Source organism: Pseudomonas sp. GM41(2012), assembly GCF_000282315.2.
In the GTDB taxonomy this organism is placed as follows: Bacteria; Pseudomonadota; Gammaproteobacteria; order Pseudomonadales; family Pseudomonadaceae; genus Aquipseudomonas.
Genome location: NZ_AKJN02000006.1, coordinates 1,533,183 through 1,549,916, shown reverse-complemented (window position 1 = coordinate 1,549,916; position 16,734 = coordinate 1,533,183). Strand labels below are relative to the sequence as shown.

Genomic DNA, 16,734 nt, shown 5'->3' with positions numbered 1-16,734 from the left:
TCCAAAAAAGGCGCCTTGTAAATCGTGAATCAGGCGCCCAAAACGGAAGAAACGGGTTACTTCTTGCTTGATTGTTCTCTGATCTGAGTCAGGCTAAGTCGCGGGGTCAATGCTTCAGGATCGACCCTGACCTCAATCAAGGATGGCCGGGACATACCCAGGCAGCGTTCAAACGCTGGGGCAAATTCCGACGTGGCGGTGACCACCTCGCCATGCAGTCCATAGGCTTGGGCCAGTGCGGCGAAATCCGGGTTGTGCAATTCAGTGCCTGACACGCGTCCAGGGTAGTTGCGTTCCTGGTGCATTCTGATGGTGCCGTACATTCCGTTGTTGATCACAACGAAAATCACATGGGCGCCATATTGCGCTGCGGTCGCTATCTCCTGACCGTTCATCAAGAAGCAGCCATCCCCGGAAAACGAAACCACCACTCGATCCGGGCACGTCAGTTTGGCGGCCACCGCCGCAGGAACGCCGTAGCCCATGGAGCCATTGGTAGGGCCTAACTGAGTGCGGTATTGGCGGAACTGATAGAAACGTTGAAGCCAGACGGCGTAGTTTCCGGCGCCATTGGTCAGGATCGCGTCGTCCGGAAGACTGCGATTCAACCACTCAATGATTTCGGCCATTTGCACATCGCCAGGGGAGGGCGAGTGTTGCAGATTTTCGCGGTAGTTTTTGTTCAGGGTGCGCGTCCATTCACTCTTTACCGGGCTGGTCACCGCTGGAAGCTTTGCGGCTGATTTGGCAAAGGTCGACATGCTGCTGTTGATCGCTAACGCAGGTTGGTAAACCCGCCCCAGTTCCTCGATGCCTTGGTGAACATGGATCAAGGTTTGCTTCGGTACCGGGATGTCCAGGGCCGCATAGCCGCCCGTTGAAACCTCACCCATTCTGGAGCCCACGACCAGCAGCAGGTCGGCGTTTTTAACCGCTGAGGACAGCTGCGCTGACGCGGCGAAACCAAGATCGCCGACATAGTTCGGGTGTCGATTGTCGAACAGATCCTGGCAACGAAAGGAGGCGGCAACCGGGATGTTTTGCTGTTCAGCAAAAAGCCGGATGTCGTGCACTGACTCGGTGTCCCAGCCGCTGCCACCCAGCACCATCAATGGACGCTCTGATTGCTCAAGCAGTTGCTGCATGGCGGCCATTTGCTCGGCTGCCGGGGTCATCAATACGCGCTTGAAAGGCCCGGCGTCACTGACTTCCGCCATTTCGGTCAGCATATCTTCCGGCAGGGCGACCACTACAGGCCCAGGCCTGCCATTGACCGCTCGGTGGAACGCCTGGCTGATCAGTTCGGGAATTCTGCGGGTGTCGTCTATTTGCACGACCCATTTCGCCAAGGGGCCAAACATCTGGCGAAAATCAACTTCCTGAAAGGCTTCGCGATACTGCTGATCGCGAGCGACCTGGCCAATGAACAGAATCATCGGCGATGAATCCTGGAACGCCGTGTGAACGCCAACCGAAGCGTTCGTTGCTCCCGGGCCTCGGGTCACGAAGCAGATGCCTGGCTCTCCCGTGAGCTTGCCGTAGGCTTCCGCCATATAGGCCGCCCCACCTTCCTGGCGGCACACCACCAGATCGATTTCTTCTTGCACGTCATGCAAAGCATCGAGAACCGCGAGGTAGCTTTCTCCCGGAACGCAAAAAGCTCTTTTAACGCCATGGATGCGTAAGGCATCCACCAATATCTGACCTCCGCTACGACGAGAAATGGTTTTATTCATTGTTATCTCCTGAGTCGAATGGTGCGGTGTGAAAGGGTGAATGACGCTCTTTCTGACAGGTACTGACTCGATCAATTGGAAGAACAACGGCTAACGTCTGCGCCACGAATTCTGAGCATCATCGAGTAGGGGTACAAACGATGATTGCTCAGCACTTCATTCCCTCAGCTATTGAAGTCGGGCTTCAAGTCGCCAGGTTTTCCCGGTGAGACGGAGTAGGTGGGTAACTCTTACCCTCCTTGACTGGCGAAAAGGAAGTCCGTACCTTTCTGGAATGATCATTCCAGAGAGGTAATCCGATGCGTCCCAAGGAATTTGAACATGACGAAATTGTCGACGCTGCCATGCAGGTTTTTTGGCAACTCGGCTATTGCGCCACGTCGATACAGCATCTGGTTGACGGTACCGGGTTGTCTCGAAGCAGCCTCTACAACGCTTTTGAGAACAAGCATGGATTGTACGAGCATGCACTGCGCCGGTATCACGACCTGACTGTCACGAACGTAGCACTGCTCCAGGAGGCTGGCTCGGTCAAAGGACTGATCCAGCAATTGCTGATGAGGATCGTGAATGATGAACTCAGCGATACCGGGCAACGAGGCTGCCTTGCAGCCAATGCCACACTGGAACTGGCCGGTCAGGACGAGTCTGTTGCCGAGTTGGTTTCACGTAACTTCCTGCGTCTGGAGAAAGCGTTGGAGCGCGCGCTCATCCGTGGCCAGGCAGAAGGAGAAATCGGCATGCATAAGAACCCTCGCGCGCTCGCACGTTTTATCGTGAACACGATCCAGGGCCTGCGGGTATTGAGTAAAGGCAGCGCTCAGCAGAGTCGTCGCCAACGCTTGCTGGATGTGGTCGATGTCGCGCTGGATTCGTTATAGCGCGCAAGCGATTGTTCCGGTGTCGCGAGCGCGATGTCTCGCATCGGCCAGGATTTTTTTGTCCAGTACTGGAACGCTCATTCCAGCGTCGGTTTGAATGCAGTTCTGTTCATGTTGCACGAAGCTTTGAAGATCAACAGAAACACCGCCGCCGCTGCCTGAATTACCCCAGGCGGCCGATCAGGAAACAGGAAATGAAGTCTTTATCAGGGATACCAGGATGACCATGCACCGCGACAATGGATTGATAGCAACGGGGCTCGAAGAAACGTCTTCTGCACAAAAGCTGCCTGTGTGGAGACTGTTGGCATTTACGATGGCTGGCTTCATCACCATCATGACGGAAACCATGCCTGCCGGCCTGCTGCCCCTGATCGGGCAGGGGCTGGGCGTCTCGCAGGCCATGGCGGGTCAGTTGATTACGCTCTATGCCTTGGGTTCGGTGCTGGCGGCGATTCCGGTCGTTGCTGCTACACGAAAATGGCGCAGGAGACCGCTGTTCCTGATGGCGATCGGCGGGTTGCTGGTCTTCAACACCGTGACGGCATTGTCTTCCCACTATGCACTGACCCTGGTCGCGCGCTTCATCGCCGGAATGGCGGCGGGCGTGATATGGGGGCTGTTGGCCGGTTATGCACGCCGCATGGTGCCCCATGATTTGCAGGGACGCGCCTTGGCGGTGGTCGGTATCGGTCAACCCGTTGCGTTGTGTCTCGGTGTGCCCCTGGGCACTTGGCTGGGTGCTCTGTTTGATTGGCGTGGCGTGTTCTGGATCATGTCAGCCCTCGCGTTACTGCTGTTCGTGTGGGTGCGATTTGGCGTACCTGACTACGCGGGACAAACTGAACGTCAGCGTCAGCCGATCCGCAGCATTCTTCAGACCCCAGGACTGCGCTCGATACTCTTTGTGATTTTCGTTTGGATACTTGCGCACAACATCCTTTATACCTACATAGCGCCATTCCTGGTTTCCGTCGGACTTGGCCAGCGAATAGACCTCGTGCTTCTACTCTTCGGTGTCGCGTCTATCGTCGGCATCGCAGTCACCGGAATGTGGGTGGATCGCGGGTTGCGCGCGCTGACGCTGCTTAGTCTGGCGGTCTTCGCGATGGCGGCGCTGGTGTTGGGAGTGGCAAGCACCTCGCCCGACCTTGTGCTCCTGAGCATTGCGATCTGGGGGCTGACGTTCGGTGGCGCGCCAACGCTGCTCCAGACGGCCATTGCCGATACCGCCGGTGACGGCGCCGATGTCGCCCAGTCGATGCTGGTCACCATTTTCAATCTGGCAGTGGCAGCGGGTGGCATCGTTGGTGGGCTGTTGCTGGAGAAGGAGGGACCAGGTTCTTTTCCCCCAACGCTGCTGGTTTTGGCGCTGATCGGTCTGGTTGTGGTTTGGCAAGCCAGGGACAATGGTTTCAAGCCTGGTCATCGAGCAAATTCGCTCGGATCTCTTACACCGAAAACCGGAAAATCTGAGTCACTGTAAGTCGTGAAATTGCAATTTCACACGACTACCGACTAATATACGATCCATATACATTTCATATTGGATTGAGCAGTGGGTATCGTAAAAATTTCAGAAGCCATGCACGAGAATCTGCGCGTCGCCAGCGATGCGTTGAGTCGCTCGATCAACGCACAAGCCGAGCACTGGATGCGCATCGGGATGCTTGCGGAGTTACATCCCAACCTGGACCACAGCGACATCTGTCGCGTGCTGATTCGTGCCGAACTGGCGGGCGGCCTCGATGTAAAACAGCTGTGCGCACTCGCCGATTTTTCGCAAAGCACCCAGGTTGATGCAGCATCAGGAGCCAAGCCATGAAGGCCAATGTAAAGTTCAATACCCCGGCAGAAATAGCCATGTCTCGTGCTGCGGGCGCGCTGGCCGCCGAGGTTCTGGCCATGATTGCTCCGCATGTCAAAGCGGGGGTCACCACCGACGAACTTGACCGGCTCTGTCACGATTACATCGTCAACGTGCAGAAAGCCATTCCGGGCAATGTCGGCTATCACGGATTCCCGAAAACCGTGTGTGCCTCGGTCAACCAAGTGGTCTGCCATGGTATTCCTTCGGCCACACCACTAAAGGATGGCGACATCGTCAATATCGACATTGCCGTTATCAAGGAGGGTTGGTACGGCGACACCAGCCGCATGTACTTCGTGGGTGAGCCCGGCCCGGAGGCCCGACGTCTGGCAGAGACGACCTATGAAGCGATGTGCGCCGGTATTCGCGTCGTCCGTCCGGGCGCTACGCTGGGTGACATTGGCCATGCCATTCAGAAGGTGGCCGAAAGAGACGGGTTCAGCGTCGTGCGTGAATACTGCGGTCACGGTATCGGCAAGATTTATCACGATGAGCCGCAGGTCCTTCACTACGGCTTCCCAGGCCAGGGCCTGAAACTGAAAGCCGGGATGATCTTCACCATTGAACCCATGTTGAACGCTGGCAAACGCCATGTAAAAACCCTGGCTGATGGCTGGACCGTGGTCACCAAGGACCACTCACTCTCGGCTCAGTGGGAACATATGGTCGCGGTCACTGACGACGGCTTCGAGGTGCTGACCCGTTGGCCCGATAGTGTCGATGGGTATCCCGCCATCGTTTAGGCACAAAATGGCGCTAGTGGTTTTGAAACTTCTACAGTTAGCATTAAGGTTTATCAACGCACCCAACGACCTGTTGGGTAACGTAACCGAGTAGGCCGAACATTGATCGAGCGACGCCAATTTAGCGGAGGCATGAAGGGGAAAAATCTCCGCTATCTGAATGAGAACCCCAACGAGAAGGCTCAAGTGGTCCGGGCAGGGTTTCTGCTGCTTGAGCATTTCTCGCTGCCCGCATTCACGCAAGCACTGGATACGATAGTCACCGCGAATCTTCTGCGACCCGGGTTGTTCTCCTCCCGAACGTTCGGCTTGACCGATGAGGAGGTCATCAGTGACCTGGGCCTGGTCATTCGCCCGGATACCCGTTTCGTTGGCTCAACGATCCAGGACCTGGACCTTCTGGTCATTTGCGGCGGCTACAGGACAGAACTCAAAGCGACGGATGAACTCATCTCCCTATTGAGGGCTGCATCAGACCAGGGCGTCATTCTGGCCGGGTTGTGGAATGGCGCATGGTTCCTGGGAAGGGCAGGTTTGCTTGACGGATATCGTTGCGCGATTCACCCCGAACATCGCCCCGCGCTCGCGGAAATCTCCAAGGCGACGCATGTCACCAGTGAGCCCTACGTCATCGATCGAGACCGGCTCACGGCTTCCAGCCCCTCGGGGGCGTTCCACATGGCGCTGGACTGGATCAAAGGCTTGCACGACAAAGCCCTCGTCGAGGGGATTGAAGACATCCTGGCTTTCGAGGAGTCGCGTTATCGGCGGATAAAACCGACTGAAAATATCTGTGTGAGCGCGCCATTACGCGAGGTGGTGAAGCTGATGGATGCCAACCTCGAAGAGCCTCTGGAACTGGAGCAGCTGGCGGTTTACGCCGGCCGTTCGCGTCGACAACTCGAGCGCTTGTTCAAGGAGCAACTGGGCACAACGCCGCAACGCTATTACATGGAATTGCGGATCACCGAGGCGCGTCGGCTGCTCCAGCACACCGAATTGTCCCAGGTGGACGTGTTGGTGGCTTGTGGCTTTGTTTCGCCGAGTCATTTCAGCAAGTGTTACAGCTCGTACTTCGGCTACAGACCTTCCAAGGAAAAGCGACTGGTCAAATAGAACAGCTTTTTGTCGGTGCTTCCACGGCGTTACCAAGCCATTTATCACGTCGATCTCGGCTAACCCTGCAAAACCAGCCTGCCTTTTTCGGACAGCCCCACCCTGTGTTGCTCGTCGCCGCAATAACGACCGAGTGGTTGTTCGGGGGAGGGGGTGTCAGCCCGGGAAATGATCTCCAAACATGGGATGGCCGCCCGCGGAGCTTTCGCGCGTGGCCTCGTCCTGGATGACGTCCCAATGCTCGACCATCACGCCGTTCTCGAGACGGAGGATGTCGACCACGACCCAGTTCACCGGCTTGCCGAGGCCAGAGAATCGGCCGTGCAGCATGACGAAATCGCCTTCTGCCACCGCGAACTGGCATTCGTAACGCAGTGTGGGCGACCCCGCGGCGACCAGATTGAACAGGCCCTCGCGGCCTGGGGGCACATGAGCACTGTGTTGAATATAAGAGGGCGACCAGAAGTGTTCGGCTGCAGCCAAACCCTTGCGGTTGAATAGGGTTTCGAAGCCTTCGAGAACGGTTGCCTTGTTCTCGGCGGGTGTGCGTGCGGTCATAGTCTTGGTCCTGTAGCAATGTGAGGGGCAGACGATGGCGGAAGAAGTGTGGCGTGGGTCAGCCGAAAGCCGGCCCGTTCGCGATCATGTCGTTGAACTGATTAACCCAGACATGCTCGTTCGGGCCAGGGTTTGCACGCATTGCCTCGGCGGGTGAGACGAGGATTTCGTCCACGCCGCTCTCGAACTGCTTCATCGCTTCTGTAATGAACTGGTCGAGAGGAATGGCGCGCTCTTCCTCGCTGCTATCAAGCAACTCGGTACGTACCCAGGGCGGCGCGATTTCGATCAGTTGGATGCCTTGTTCGCGCAGCAGATAACGCTGTGACAACGTGTAGGAATGGAGGGCTGCCTTGGTCGCCGAATAGACTGCCGTCACTGCCATCGGCACGAAGCCGAGAACTGAGGAAACGTTGACGATGACCGCATCAGGCTTCGCCTTCAGATGCTCGATCAGGGCCGAGGTCATGCGAATCGGGCCGAGCAGGTTAGTGGTGACGGTCGACAGTGCGAGCGCATCGTCCACTGGCTTGTCTGCGTGATCCAGCATCATGACGCCAGCATTGTTGATCAGCACATTCACGCCCGGGAAATTGGAAATGAGCTTTTGCGCTGCCGCCTGGATGCTGTCCGGGTCGGTAACGTCGAGTTCAATGGCGGCCATACCCGGATTGGCACCGAGCGTCTCCTGTAGCCGCTCCATCCGTCGGCCAGAGATGATCACCTGATTGCCGAGCGTGTGGAAGGCTTCGGCCAAGCATCGTCCAATGCCGGAGCCGCCGCCGGTGATGAAGATAGTATTGCCGGTCATACGCATGACACTTCTCCTGGAAGGATGAAAATAAAGGCCGTCCAGGTCGAGAAGTGAGCCTCGAGCTGAATGGTCCTGGTCTCTCCATCGCGTGTGAACATCCAGCCGCTCGGGACAGTCGAGGCTGGGCCTGCAACTATTCGATGTGATTGCAAGTCGTCCGGTGTGGATCAGGCTTTCTGGACAGCTGGGGTACTACGACCCCAGTTGCCAGCGGTGCGGATTGTCATGCTGCTTCGGTATGGAAAGGATAGTCCGTGTAACCCACCTCGGTGCCACCGAAGAAAGTCTCGCGGTCGTACGGGTTCAGCGGCCAGCCCTTGCGCAGGCGCTCTGGCAAGTCAGGGTTGGCGATGAAGTGGCGGCCAAAAGCGACCAGGTCGGCATCGCCGGCTTCAAGGATCGCCTTGGCCGATTCACCGGAAAAGCCGCCCGCCGCGATAAGGGTGCCCTTGTAGTGCTGGCGGATGAGTTGGGACGCCACCGGATTCTGGTCCCGACGCTCGTCCTCGGCGACACCCAGGATGCGCGGCTCGATCAGATGCAGATAGGCGAGGTCCAGCTTGTTCAGCTCGCGCGCGACATAGGTGAACAGGCCGATGGGGTCGCTGTCGGACATATCGCCGAAATTGCCGCTCGGCCCCAGACGCACCGCCACCCGATTGCTGCCCCAGACGGAGATCACCGCTTCTACCGCTTCCAGCAGGAACCGGCTGCGGTTCTCGAACGAGCCACCGTAAATATCCGTACGTTTGTTGCTGCCGTCCTGAAGGAATTGATCGAACAGGTAGCCGTTGGCCGAGTGCAACTCCACGCCGTCGAATCCGGCTGCGATACCGCGTTCGGCCGCAGCGCGGAAGCTGTCTACCAGCCCGCGGATTTCAGCGATGGTCAGTTCACGCGCCGGGGTGCCGGGGGTCCAGCCGGTCTCGGTGAAGGCGAGGCCGCCGTGGTCCACAACGGATGGGGCCACAGGCTGGCCGCCGTCCGGCTGCAGCAGGCTATTGGACTGGCGCCCTGCATGGTAAAGCTGCAGGAAAATTTTCCCACCCTTGGCATGGACGGCGTCGGTCACACGTTTCCAGCCAGCGATCTGGCTGTCGTCATACAGACCGGGAGCACCGAGGTAGCCATTGCCATTGGCTGCGGCGATAGTGGCTTCGCCGATCAGCAGCCCGCCAGCGGTTGTACGCTGGGCGTAGTACTCGGCCATCAACTGTCCAGGAATGGCGCCCGGCTCGGCACGCATGCGGGTAAGTGGCGCCAGGACGACGCGATGGGCAATTTGGTAGGGGCCAATTTGGATGCTCGTATGCAGTTTGGACATGACATCGATACCTATCAGTGGTGGGATGGGCGCAATGTAGGCGTAAAATTCGTGGAGAAAAATATCTCGCGATGCCGAACACTTCGGATAGTTTTTCCGTAATCCCGTCTTGTGGTGGGGCTCTACCGGGGGCAAGCAGGAAAAGTGATGGACAGCCTGAGTAGCATCTCAATGTTCGTGCAAGTTGCCGAAACGCGCAGCTTTACCGAGGCCGGCCGGCAACTGGGGGTTTCCTCTTCGGCCGTGGGCAAGGCCATCGTCAGGATGGAAGAGCGGTTGCGTGTGCGGCTGTTTCATCGCAGCACACGCAGCGTCACGCTGACTGCCGAGGGGGCCATGTTCCTGGAACGATGCCGCCGCATCCTGAGCGAAGTGGCCGCAGCCGAATCCGAGTTGTCAGGCCTGGCCGGCAACCCGCGTGGTCGGCTTCGCGTGGGCACGCCGCAACTGGGCGACCTGCTCATGCCGGCTTTTGACGGGTTCATGGAGCGGTATCCAGAGATCGAGCTGGATATCGATATGTCCGACCGCATGGTCGATGTGATCGAAGAAGGTTTCGACGCGGTGATTCGGACCGGCGAGCAAACCGATTCTCGCTTGTCCGCGCGCCGCTTGGGTTCCTGTGCGCATGTGCTGGTGGCATCGCCCACGTATCTCGAGCGCCATGGTGTACCTGCCCATCCGCGTGAACTGGAAAGCCATTTCTGCTTGCAACACAAGTTTCCCGCAACGGGAAAGCTGGAGCGTTGGCCGCTGCAGCTCGAAGCCTCCGAGTCCGAATTGGTGCTACCCGCGACCATGACTGCGAACACGGTCGAGCCTCTTGCCTATGCCGCAATCCAGGGCAGGGGCATTGCCTTCCTGCCCGGCTTCCTGGTGCGCGAAGCGCTGGAGGGCGGCCAACTGGTCACCGTGCTGGACGACTACATGGACCGTCAAGTCGTCTTCTGGATGCTGTGGCCAGCCAGCCGCTATGCCTCGCCCAAGCTGCGCGTTTTCATTGACTACATGAGTGCGCACTTGCGCATCTGATTCTTCACGCCTCCAGCTTCAGGCGCACTCCGTCGCGGTTGGAGATCTCGATGGCGTCGATCAATTCGTGCATGCGCAAAGCGTCTGCGAAGGTGGGCGCCAGGTGTGTACCGTCACGGACATCCTTGGCGTAGGCGGCATACAAATTGGCCAGTTCCTGCTGGCTGCCTCCCAGGTTGTTCTCTGGCAACCAGTTGTAGCGCGGCGGGACCTTGAGTGTGCGCATAGGCTGCGAGTCTCCCTGGGCTGCATCGATGACATTAAGCTCATCGCCGAAACTGGTGGTGTTCCAGATCTTGATATCGCCTTTGGTCCCGGTCAGGTCCAGTTGCATGCCGTAGTTGTTGCGTTTCCCGGCTTCGATATGGACCGTCAGCACAGCGCCGTTGGGGAAGGTTCCGCTAACCACGATCTGGTCGGCCGTTGAGTGTTTCAGCACCTCACCGGTCTCGATCAGCGTCACTTCGGGGAACTGGTTGACGGTCAGGGCGCTGATGCTGTCTGGATGGCCCAGCATGGTGAACACAGCATCGAAATAGTGACCGCCATAGATGGAGAGCAGGCTGGAGAAGTTCTCCGGCGGGATGGTGAAATGCAGGGCGGCCATGCGTTCCCGCTGGAAGTATTCGACACTGATGTGTAGTCGTACCGAACGCAGTTCCCCGATGTAGCCGTCCTTTAACAGGTCGCGCACGTAGCGATAGTCCGGGTTCAGTCGACGCTGCAATCCGATGATGTGCCGAACGCCGGCTTTCTGCGCATGCTCCATCAGTTCTTGCGACACGGCCTTGCTGGGTGTCAGCGGCCATTCGCAGTACACGTCTTTACCGGCGGCGATGGCTGCCCGCACGGTGATCTCGTGTTGCGGTGCCGTGTTGAGCACAACCACCAGGTCCACTTCCGGATGATTGACCAGAGCCTCCACGGAGTCGAGCGCAAAGCGGATGCCGTGGCGCTGCGCCAGTTGGGTGGCTTTGGCTGGATCGCGACTGTGGACTGCCGTCAGTTCGTAATCGGGAAGCAGCTTGAGGGCAGGCAAGTGCCCGTACTCGGCCCAATTACCGACGCCAATAAGACCCACTCGAATTTTAGATGGCATGGTCATGCAAAGCTCCTGGGCTTAGTTTGAAGGGTAAGGTTGCGCTGCTGGTCGGGGGCCGGAGGCATAGGCCAACGCCACAAACTGCGCAAAAGTTGATGGCCCAGTGTAGGAATTGAGAAGGTCGGGAAAAATGCGCTAGAGGTCCGAACATTCCGGACGTCGATGTCCGCAATCGAGCATTTCCGCGCGTTGTGCGAACCAACAGGTCTGTGCCTGCTCCGCTCGGGCCTGCGCTACCGGAGCAGGTGGGCGAATTCCTGGCGGCGAGAGTTGGGGCGCGAGAGCACGCGCTCAATGGTCGCCCTCGGGATCCGAGTCCGTTCAGCACTTAGGGTTCGAGGAAAACTCGTCTGCGTTCTTGCAGACGGGGAAATCCCTGCTTAACTCTGAACAAATGGTCAGTCCATGACTCGTCGGTCACAAAGGCCGTCCGGGCATTTTCATGCTTTGCGTTTAGCTCAAATTGGTACAAGGAAAAGTAACATGATGCCGAAAACTGCCATCGTCGAGATCTGCGGGAAGTACAAGGTTTATACCGAGCACTATCTCAACAGCGCCGCTAACAAGACCATCATTCTGGTCAACGGCTCACTGGCAACAACAGCATCCTTTGCCCAAACGGTGCGTTACCTGCAACCACGATTCAATGTGGTCCTCTACGACCAGCCCTACGCCGGTCAGTCAAAGCAACACAACCTCCATGGCGAACCGATCCGAAAGGAAGACGAGGCAGCGATACTGCTGGAATTGATCGAACACTTTTGTGCACACCATGTACTGTCCTTTTCCTGGGGCGGTGCGGCTACCTTGTTGGCGCTGGCCCAGCAGCCGCGACGAATCGAGAAAGCGGTGATCAGTTCATTCGCCGCACGGGTCAATGCGCCGATGCGCGATTACCTGGAGCGCGGCCTGAACCATCTCCAGGCGTGTGACCGCCTCAATGTCAGTCGCTTGATCAACAGCACGATCGGCAAGCACCTGCCATCGCTGTTCAAACGCTTTAATGACCGTCATGTCAGCAGCCTGGCCGAGCACGAGTACCGGCAGATGCATTTCCACGTCAATGAGGTGCTGACCCAAGACACCCATTGCTATGTCGCCTGTGCCAATGCGATCGAAATCCCGCTGCTGTTTGTCAACGGCGAATGGGATGAGTACACCTCGGTAGAAGACGCCCGGATTTTTGCCGATCATGCCCCTCAGTCCTGCTTCCATACCATCAAGAACACCGGGCATTTCCTCGATATGGAACACCCGGCGGCCTTGCATGACACCCGCCAGGCCTTGCTCGGTTTTCTGGATCCGGCTTGCAGGAAGCAGGGCCGTGCTGCCTCAGATATCCAGGTCAATTACGTATGAGCCATTGAATTCCGGGTTTTCATTAACGCCATTTTTTGCATAACCCCGGGCATTGCAAATGACCCGGGTTTTGCCCACCGCGTAGTCAAAGCTCCCATGGGTATGGCCATGTAGCCAAAGCGCCGGCTGCCAGACCTTGATCCGGTCTTCGAGGTCTGAAACAAAACTCGCGTTAATCGGCGAATTCTCAAATAGCGGGCTTATGCTCAACCGTGTTGGTGCGAAATGCGAAACCACCACCGTGGGCGTCGTTCCGTCGCGGGTGAAGCAGTCTTCCAGCCAGGCTACTGTCTGCAAAAAAACCAGTTGGGAAACTGCCGGGCTGAACAGGTCTGGAAAATCGGGCGAGATTTTTATGTGGGTGAAGTCCCGCATGAGCTTCGTAGCCAGATCAACACCCTGTGCCCGATCCTCTGCAGAATCGAAAAGACGATAGTCAGACCACAGGGTGCAACCCAAAAACCGCACGCCGTTGTGGAGATACTCCGAGCGTTCCAATACGTGGATCTGTGTCCCTTGCGACAACCTGTTCAAGTGCTCGTAGGTAGAAAACAGGTCACTGCCATAGAACTCGTGATTCCCTGCCACGTACACGACCGGAAGAGGGCACGATTTAGCCCACTCAATGGCCGCAGCCGGACGAGAGATGTCTCCGGCGAGAACGACAATGTCGGCATCCACATCGGGAAAAGGTAACGCGTTGACGGACAAGTGGATGTCTGAGAGCAAGGCGATGCGCATAGATCGACTCCTACTTGATTTGAATGTCAGCCCTGAACTGACGTCGAGGTAAACGCCGCTCCATGATGATCGTACGCTCGGCCCCGTGAAATTCGTCGCGAACTTTTCGATAACCCAGCTTGAAGTAAAAGGCTTCTGCGGTGATGGAGGAGGGGACGCGCAGTACCTCGATATGTGCTTCCTGGGCGACAGATTGAATCGTCTCCATCAACTGCTTGCCGAGTCCGCGCCCCTGATGGTCTGGGTCTACGAATACGCTGCGTACAACGTGTTGATCAAGACTGGCCGTGGCGACTACACGCTTATCGTGGGTGGCGACAAAGACCTGGCGTTGGTTTAACAGGACGCGGATGGCCTCGGTAGAAAAGCTTTTCTCTACCTGGGTGATGACGTCGGGCGGGTAGTCCCGAGCATTGGACTGACGCAGCGATTGAATGATGACCTGGCTAATGGCTGCCGCATCGTCAGGGGTTGCAAGTCGAATCTGGTTATTCACGTTAAGACCTCAATCCTTGTGTCTTTGCCAAAATCCTTTGAGCCGATCTTGAACGGTCAATGTCGCAGTAGCGAGCGACTATTTGAGCTGAGCACCTCGCGCCTTTAACAACTCCCGCAATACCGACCGATGGCAATGCGCTTCATCTTCGCAATAACAGCCAATGGCCAGTGACGTTTGATGGGACAACGCTGCCAACAAATCGAGCAACTGGCTGGGCGCCGGGTGGTTCATTTCGGTCTTGAACTTGCGCTTGAACACTTCCCACGCCTTGGCGTCTTCTGCCGCTTTGGCTTCTGCGACCAGTTCTGCGCTGGGAGACAGCAGCGGCTGCCACACGTCATAAAAATCCCGACTGGCAAACTCGGCTTTCGGCACGCCACGCGGCGGGCGACGCACCGTGCCCAGGCGCAGGCCTTCATTGGCGGCGCGCGGTGAGCCGAGACGCACGATATGGATGGGCACGCTCTACCTTCCTTTATTACCGCGAGTTTTCGAACCACTCCAGCGCCGTGCGCCAGATGCAGATCCCCAGGAAGTAAGCCGACATCAGCAGCCAAAGCCCCATCACCAGCGGGTTGATCACCGGATGGTTGACCACCAGCGACAAGCTGCACAGCAGCCAGATGGCTGTTACCGCGATGTTGATCGGCATGAACTTGCGCACGCGGAACGGGTGGAGGAATTTCATCCGGGTCACGGTCAACAGCGCCAGGCCGATGATGGTGAGTAAAGTGATCCACGGCGACGGGGCGATGATGTACAGGCACAGGGCTACCACGTTCCACGCGGCGGGAAAGCCCTGGAAGTAGTTGTCTTTGCTCTTCATGTTGACGTTGCAGAAGCAAAACAGCGACGAGACCAGAATCAGCGACACGGACAGCAGCAGCGTGTAGTCCGGCAAGGGGATGTAACGATAAATGAACAGCGCGGGGATAAACACGTACGTCAGGTAGTCGATGACCAGATCGAGGATCGAGCCATCGAAACTTGGCAGTACCGACTGGACATTGACCTTGCGTGCCAACGCGCCATCCAGCCCATCGACGATCAGGGCGACGCCCAGCCACAGCAGGCAGTTTGTGGCCTGGTTTTCCAGCAGGGCAAGGGTCGCGAGGAAGGCTGTGACCACGCCGGTGGCGGTAAAACCATGGGCGCCCCATGCTTTTAGCCTGGCGATGTGTAGGGTCGATATCACGGGGGCGTTCTCCAGAAAGTGAAGCAAGCCTGTTATCACCCCTTCAATGGGGGGTGTCGGCAAACCAAGTCAGGTTGCATGTATCGACCGGGTATCCGGGGATAAGGTTCACCATCTGTAAATCTTAGCTGGGCCGCAAAAAAATGACCCGGATAAATCCGGGGGTATTAAATGAAACATCGGCGCAGGACGATACGTTTTACTCAAACGCAGTGATCAGCGGAGTGATCGGCTGCAAACGGGCTCATTCACAGCGCCTTGCTCATGAACACCCGACTCGTGCCTGGCGGGTCGCAAGTCACTTCGCCGAAGCGCTGCCAGCCGTGTTTTTCATAGAACTGCGGGGCCTGGAAACTGAGGGTATAGAGCACCGCCGAGCGGCAACCGCGACGCCGGCCTTCTTCCTCGTACGCGTTGAGCAGTCGAGAACCGAGCCCGGAGCCGCGCAGTGACTCGGGCAAGTAGAACAAATCGAGAAACAGCAGACCGAGCGACGTACGCCCGGTAATACCGCCCAGCACCTGATGGGTATCCGGATCACGAACCGTGACTGCCAGCGACCGGCGGTCGTTGATGCCGGTCATCTGATCATTGAAGGCACTGAGCCCGGCGCTGAGTACGTGTTCGACTTCAGGTTCGATGACGTCGCTGACGACAATCAGATGGCGGTCCATGTGTTTGGTGATCCTGTGGGCTTCGGGTTAGCGAGGGTAGAACACTCGCAGCCGATGGTCATCAGGGTCGGCCAAACGGTGGTGGCGCATTTGCCGGCGAGGACTATCGTTGCCTGACTGGATCACTCCAACCGATGAGGACATCGTCATGAACACCAGCGATCTGCTCGAACAATTACTAAGGGCCGGCCAAGGCTCTATGTCGCAACAGGGTGGCGGTGGCGCGTCGGCCCAAGGTGGTCTCGGCGGTCTCGGTGGATTGCTCGGCGGCCTGTTGGGCGGTGGCGCCGGTTCAAGCGCCGGGGGCGGTGGCCTGGGTGGTTTGCTCGGTGGTCTGCTGGGCGGTGGCGCAACCATGGGCGGTTCGACCCAGACCCGCTCGGGTGGTGGCACCAACTACGCGGCGCTGGCTTCGCTCGGAATGATGGCATTCCAGGCCTATCAAGCCTGGCAACGCAGCCAGGCCTCGGCGCCGCAACAGGCGCCGCGCACTGTCGACCTGTTGTCCGGCCCGGAAGTCGAGGACCACAGCCATGCGATTCTTCGTGCATTGATTGCGGCGGCGAAGGCCGATGGCCGGATTGATGACGCCGAGAAGCAGATGATCAGCACCGAAATCGGGCGCCACACGGATGACCCAGAGCTCCAGCAATGGCTGGATGACGAAGTCGCGCGGCCGCTGGACGCCGCCGATGTGGCGCAGTCGGCCACAGATTCCGGCATGGCGGCGGAGATGTACCTGGCCAGTGTGATGCTGGTGGACGATCAGCAAGACGCCGAACGTAGCTATCTGGACGAACTGGCTGCGGCGCTTAACATCGATCCGGACCTGCAAGTGCATCTGGAACAACAGGCCAAAGGTGGCGTGGCCTGATGATGGCTCTTACAGGGTAATGCTGTTCACTTAAGCGCGGCGTCCATATTTGTGGCGAGGGGATTTATCCCCGTTGGGCTGCGAAGCGGCCCCAGCGTCTTTTCAGACAGACTAAGTTGTCTGGATTACGACTGCTTCGCAGCCGAACGGGGATAAATCCCCTCGCCACAGGCTCTAGCTCGACTGAAGAATGTCTTAAGTGAACAGCATTAGCTC

General features: G+C 57.8%; 18 protein-coding genes. 8 read left to right on the top strand and 10 right to left on the bottom strand.

What is annotated here, in order from left to right; all coding sequences use genetic code 11:
• Nucleotides 1-56 precede the first annotated feature (56 nt).
• Nucleotides 57-1,736 carry a thiamine pyrophosphate-binding protein gene (locus PMI27_RS18940; protein ID WP_008155475.1) on the bottom strand — a complete coding sequence of 560 codons (1,680 nt, stop codon included), beginning with the start codon at nt 1,734-1,736 and terminating at the stop codon, nt 57-59.
• A 299-nt stretch (nt 1,737-2,035) separates the two neighbouring features.
• Here PMI27_RS18940 and PMI27_RS18945 point away from each other — a divergent pair, with 299 nt between their 5' ends.
• From PMI27_RS18945 to PMI27_RS18965, 5 genes are all read left to right on the top strand, one after another.
• A complete protein-coding gene (locus tag PMI27_RS18945; RefSeq protein ID WP_008155477.1) occupies nt 2,036-2,617 on the top strand; it encodes a TetR/AcrR family transcriptional regulator in 582 nt (193 codons plus the stop codon).
• Nucleotides 2,618-2,843: 226 nt separating this feature from the next.
• A complete protein-coding gene (locus tag PMI27_RS18950; RefSeq protein ID WP_008155478.1) occupies nt 2,844-4,103 on the top strand; it encodes an MFS transporter in 1,260 nt (419 codons plus the stop codon).
• Nucleotides 4,104-4,175: 72 nt separating this feature from the next.
• Nucleotides 4,176-4,442: a ParD-like family protein gene (locus PMI27_RS18955; RefSeq protein WP_008155480.1), complete on the top strand. Its 267-nt coding sequence runs from the start codon at nt 4,176-4,178 to the stop codon at nt 4,440-4,442.
• A complete protein-coding gene (gene map / locus PMI27_RS18960; RefSeq protein ID WP_008155481.1) occupies nt 4,439-5,230 on the top strand; it encodes a type I methionyl aminopeptidase in 792 nt (263 codons plus the stop codon). The genes PMI27_RS18955 and map overlap by 4 nt, the downstream gene beginning before the upstream one ends.
• Before the next feature lie 102 nt (nt 5,231-5,332).
• Nucleotides 5,333-6,346 (top strand): GlxA family transcriptional regulator, encoded by a 1,014-nt coding sequence (locus tag PMI27_RS18965; RefSeq protein WP_008155484.1) that lies wholly within the window; start codon nt 5,333-5,335, stop codon nt 6,344-6,346.
• Between the two features lie 156 nt (nt 6,347-6,502).
• Here the strand turns inward: PMI27_RS18965 and PMI27_RS18970 are convergent, their stop codons facing one another.
• The 3 genes from PMI27_RS18970 to PMI27_RS18980 all read right to left on the bottom strand — a co-directional run bounded on the left by PMI27_RS18970 (nt 6,503) and on the right by PMI27_RS18980 (nt 9,042).
• The gene (locus PMI27_RS18970; RefSeq protein WP_008155486.1) at nt 6,503-6,904 is read right to left on the bottom strand and encodes a nuclear transport factor 2 family protein; all 402 of its coding nucleotides are present in this window, start codon (nt 6,902-6,904) and stop codon (nt 6,503-6,505) included.
• Nucleotides 6,905-6,962: 58 nt separating this feature from the next.
• Nucleotides 6,963-7,721, bottom strand: coding sequence for an SDR family oxidoreductase (locus PMI27_RS18975; RefSeq protein WP_008155488.1), 759 nt, complete (start codon nt 7,719-7,721; stop codon nt 6,963-6,965).
• Between the two features lie 220 nt (nt 7,722-7,941).
• Nucleotides 7,942-9,042 carry an alkene reductase gene (locus PMI27_RS18980; RefSeq protein WP_008155491.1) on the bottom strand — a complete coding sequence of 367 codons (1,101 nt, stop codon included), beginning with the start codon at nt 9,040-9,042 and terminating at the stop codon, nt 7,942-7,944.
• A gap of 147 nt (nt 9,043-9,189) precedes the next feature.
• On the opposite strand from PMI27_RS18980, the gene PMI27_RS18985 reads away from it, so the two are divergent.
• On the top strand, nt 9,190-10,074 hold the full coding sequence (locus PMI27_RS18985; RefSeq protein WP_008155493.1) for a LysR family transcriptional regulator: 885 nt from the start codon (nt 9,190-9,192) through the stop codon (nt 10,072-10,074).
• 4 nt (nt 10,075-10,078) lie between these two features.
• Here PMI27_RS18985 and PMI27_RS18990 read toward each other — a convergent pair whose 3' ends face one another.
• Nucleotides 10,079-11,179 (bottom strand): Gfo/Idh/MocA family protein, encoded by a 1,101-nt coding sequence (locus tag PMI27_RS18990; RefSeq protein ID WP_008155496.1) that lies wholly within the window; start codon nt 11,177-11,179, stop codon nt 10,079-10,081.
• Between the two features lie 480 nt (nt 11,180-11,659).
• On the opposite strand from PMI27_RS18990, the gene PMI27_RS18995 reads away from it, so the two are divergent.
• Nucleotides 11,660-12,535 carry an alpha/beta fold hydrolase gene (locus PMI27_RS18995; RefSeq protein ID WP_008155498.1) on the top strand — a complete coding sequence of 292 codons (876 nt, stop codon included), beginning with the start codon at nt 11,660-11,662 and terminating at the stop codon, nt 12,533-12,535.
• On the opposite strand, the gene PMI27_RS19000 is transcribed toward PMI27_RS18995, so the two are convergent.
• From PMI27_RS19000 to PMI27_RS19020, 5 genes are all read right to left on the bottom strand, one after another.
• Nucleotides 12,509-13,276 (bottom strand): metallophosphoesterase, encoded by a 768-nt coding sequence (locus PMI27_RS19000; protein WP_008155500.1) that lies wholly within the window; start codon nt 13,274-13,276, stop codon nt 12,509-12,511. The two genes, PMI27_RS18995 and PMI27_RS19000, sit on opposite strands and share 27 nt — an antisense overlap.
• 10 nt (nt 13,277-13,286) lie before the next feature.
• Nucleotides 13,287-13,772: a GNAT family N-acetyltransferase gene (locus PMI27_RS19005; protein WP_008155502.1), complete on the bottom strand. Its 486-nt coding sequence runs from the start codon at nt 13,770-13,772 to the stop codon at nt 13,287-13,289.
• A 78-nt stretch (nt 13,773-13,850) separates the two neighbouring features.
• A complete protein-coding gene (locus tag PMI27_RS19010; protein WP_008155504.1) occupies nt 13,851-14,237 on the bottom strand; it encodes a DUF488 domain-containing protein in 387 nt (128 codons plus the stop codon).
• 16 nt (nt 14,238-14,253) lie between these two features.
• Complete coding sequence (gene pcsA, locus PMI27_RS19015) at nt 14,254-14,970, bottom strand: phosphatidylcholine synthase (RefSeq protein ID WP_008155506.1); 717 nt, start codon at nt 14,968-14,970, stop codon at nt 14,254-14,256.
• Between the two features lie 248 nt (nt 14,971-15,218).
• Nucleotides 15,219-15,644 (bottom strand): GNAT family N-acetyltransferase, encoded by a 426-nt coding sequence (locus tag PMI27_RS19020; protein WP_008155508.1) that lies wholly within the window; start codon nt 15,642-15,644, stop codon nt 15,219-15,221.
• Between the two features lie 148 nt (nt 15,645-15,792).
• Between PMI27_RS19020 and PMI27_RS19025 the strand changes: the two genes are divergently transcribed.
• A complete protein-coding gene (locus tag PMI27_RS19025; RefSeq protein WP_008155509.1) occupies nt 15,793-16,518 on the top strand; it encodes a tellurite resistance TerB family protein in 726 nt (241 codons plus the stop codon).
• The last annotated feature ends 216 nt before the right edge of the window (nt 16,519-16,734 follow it).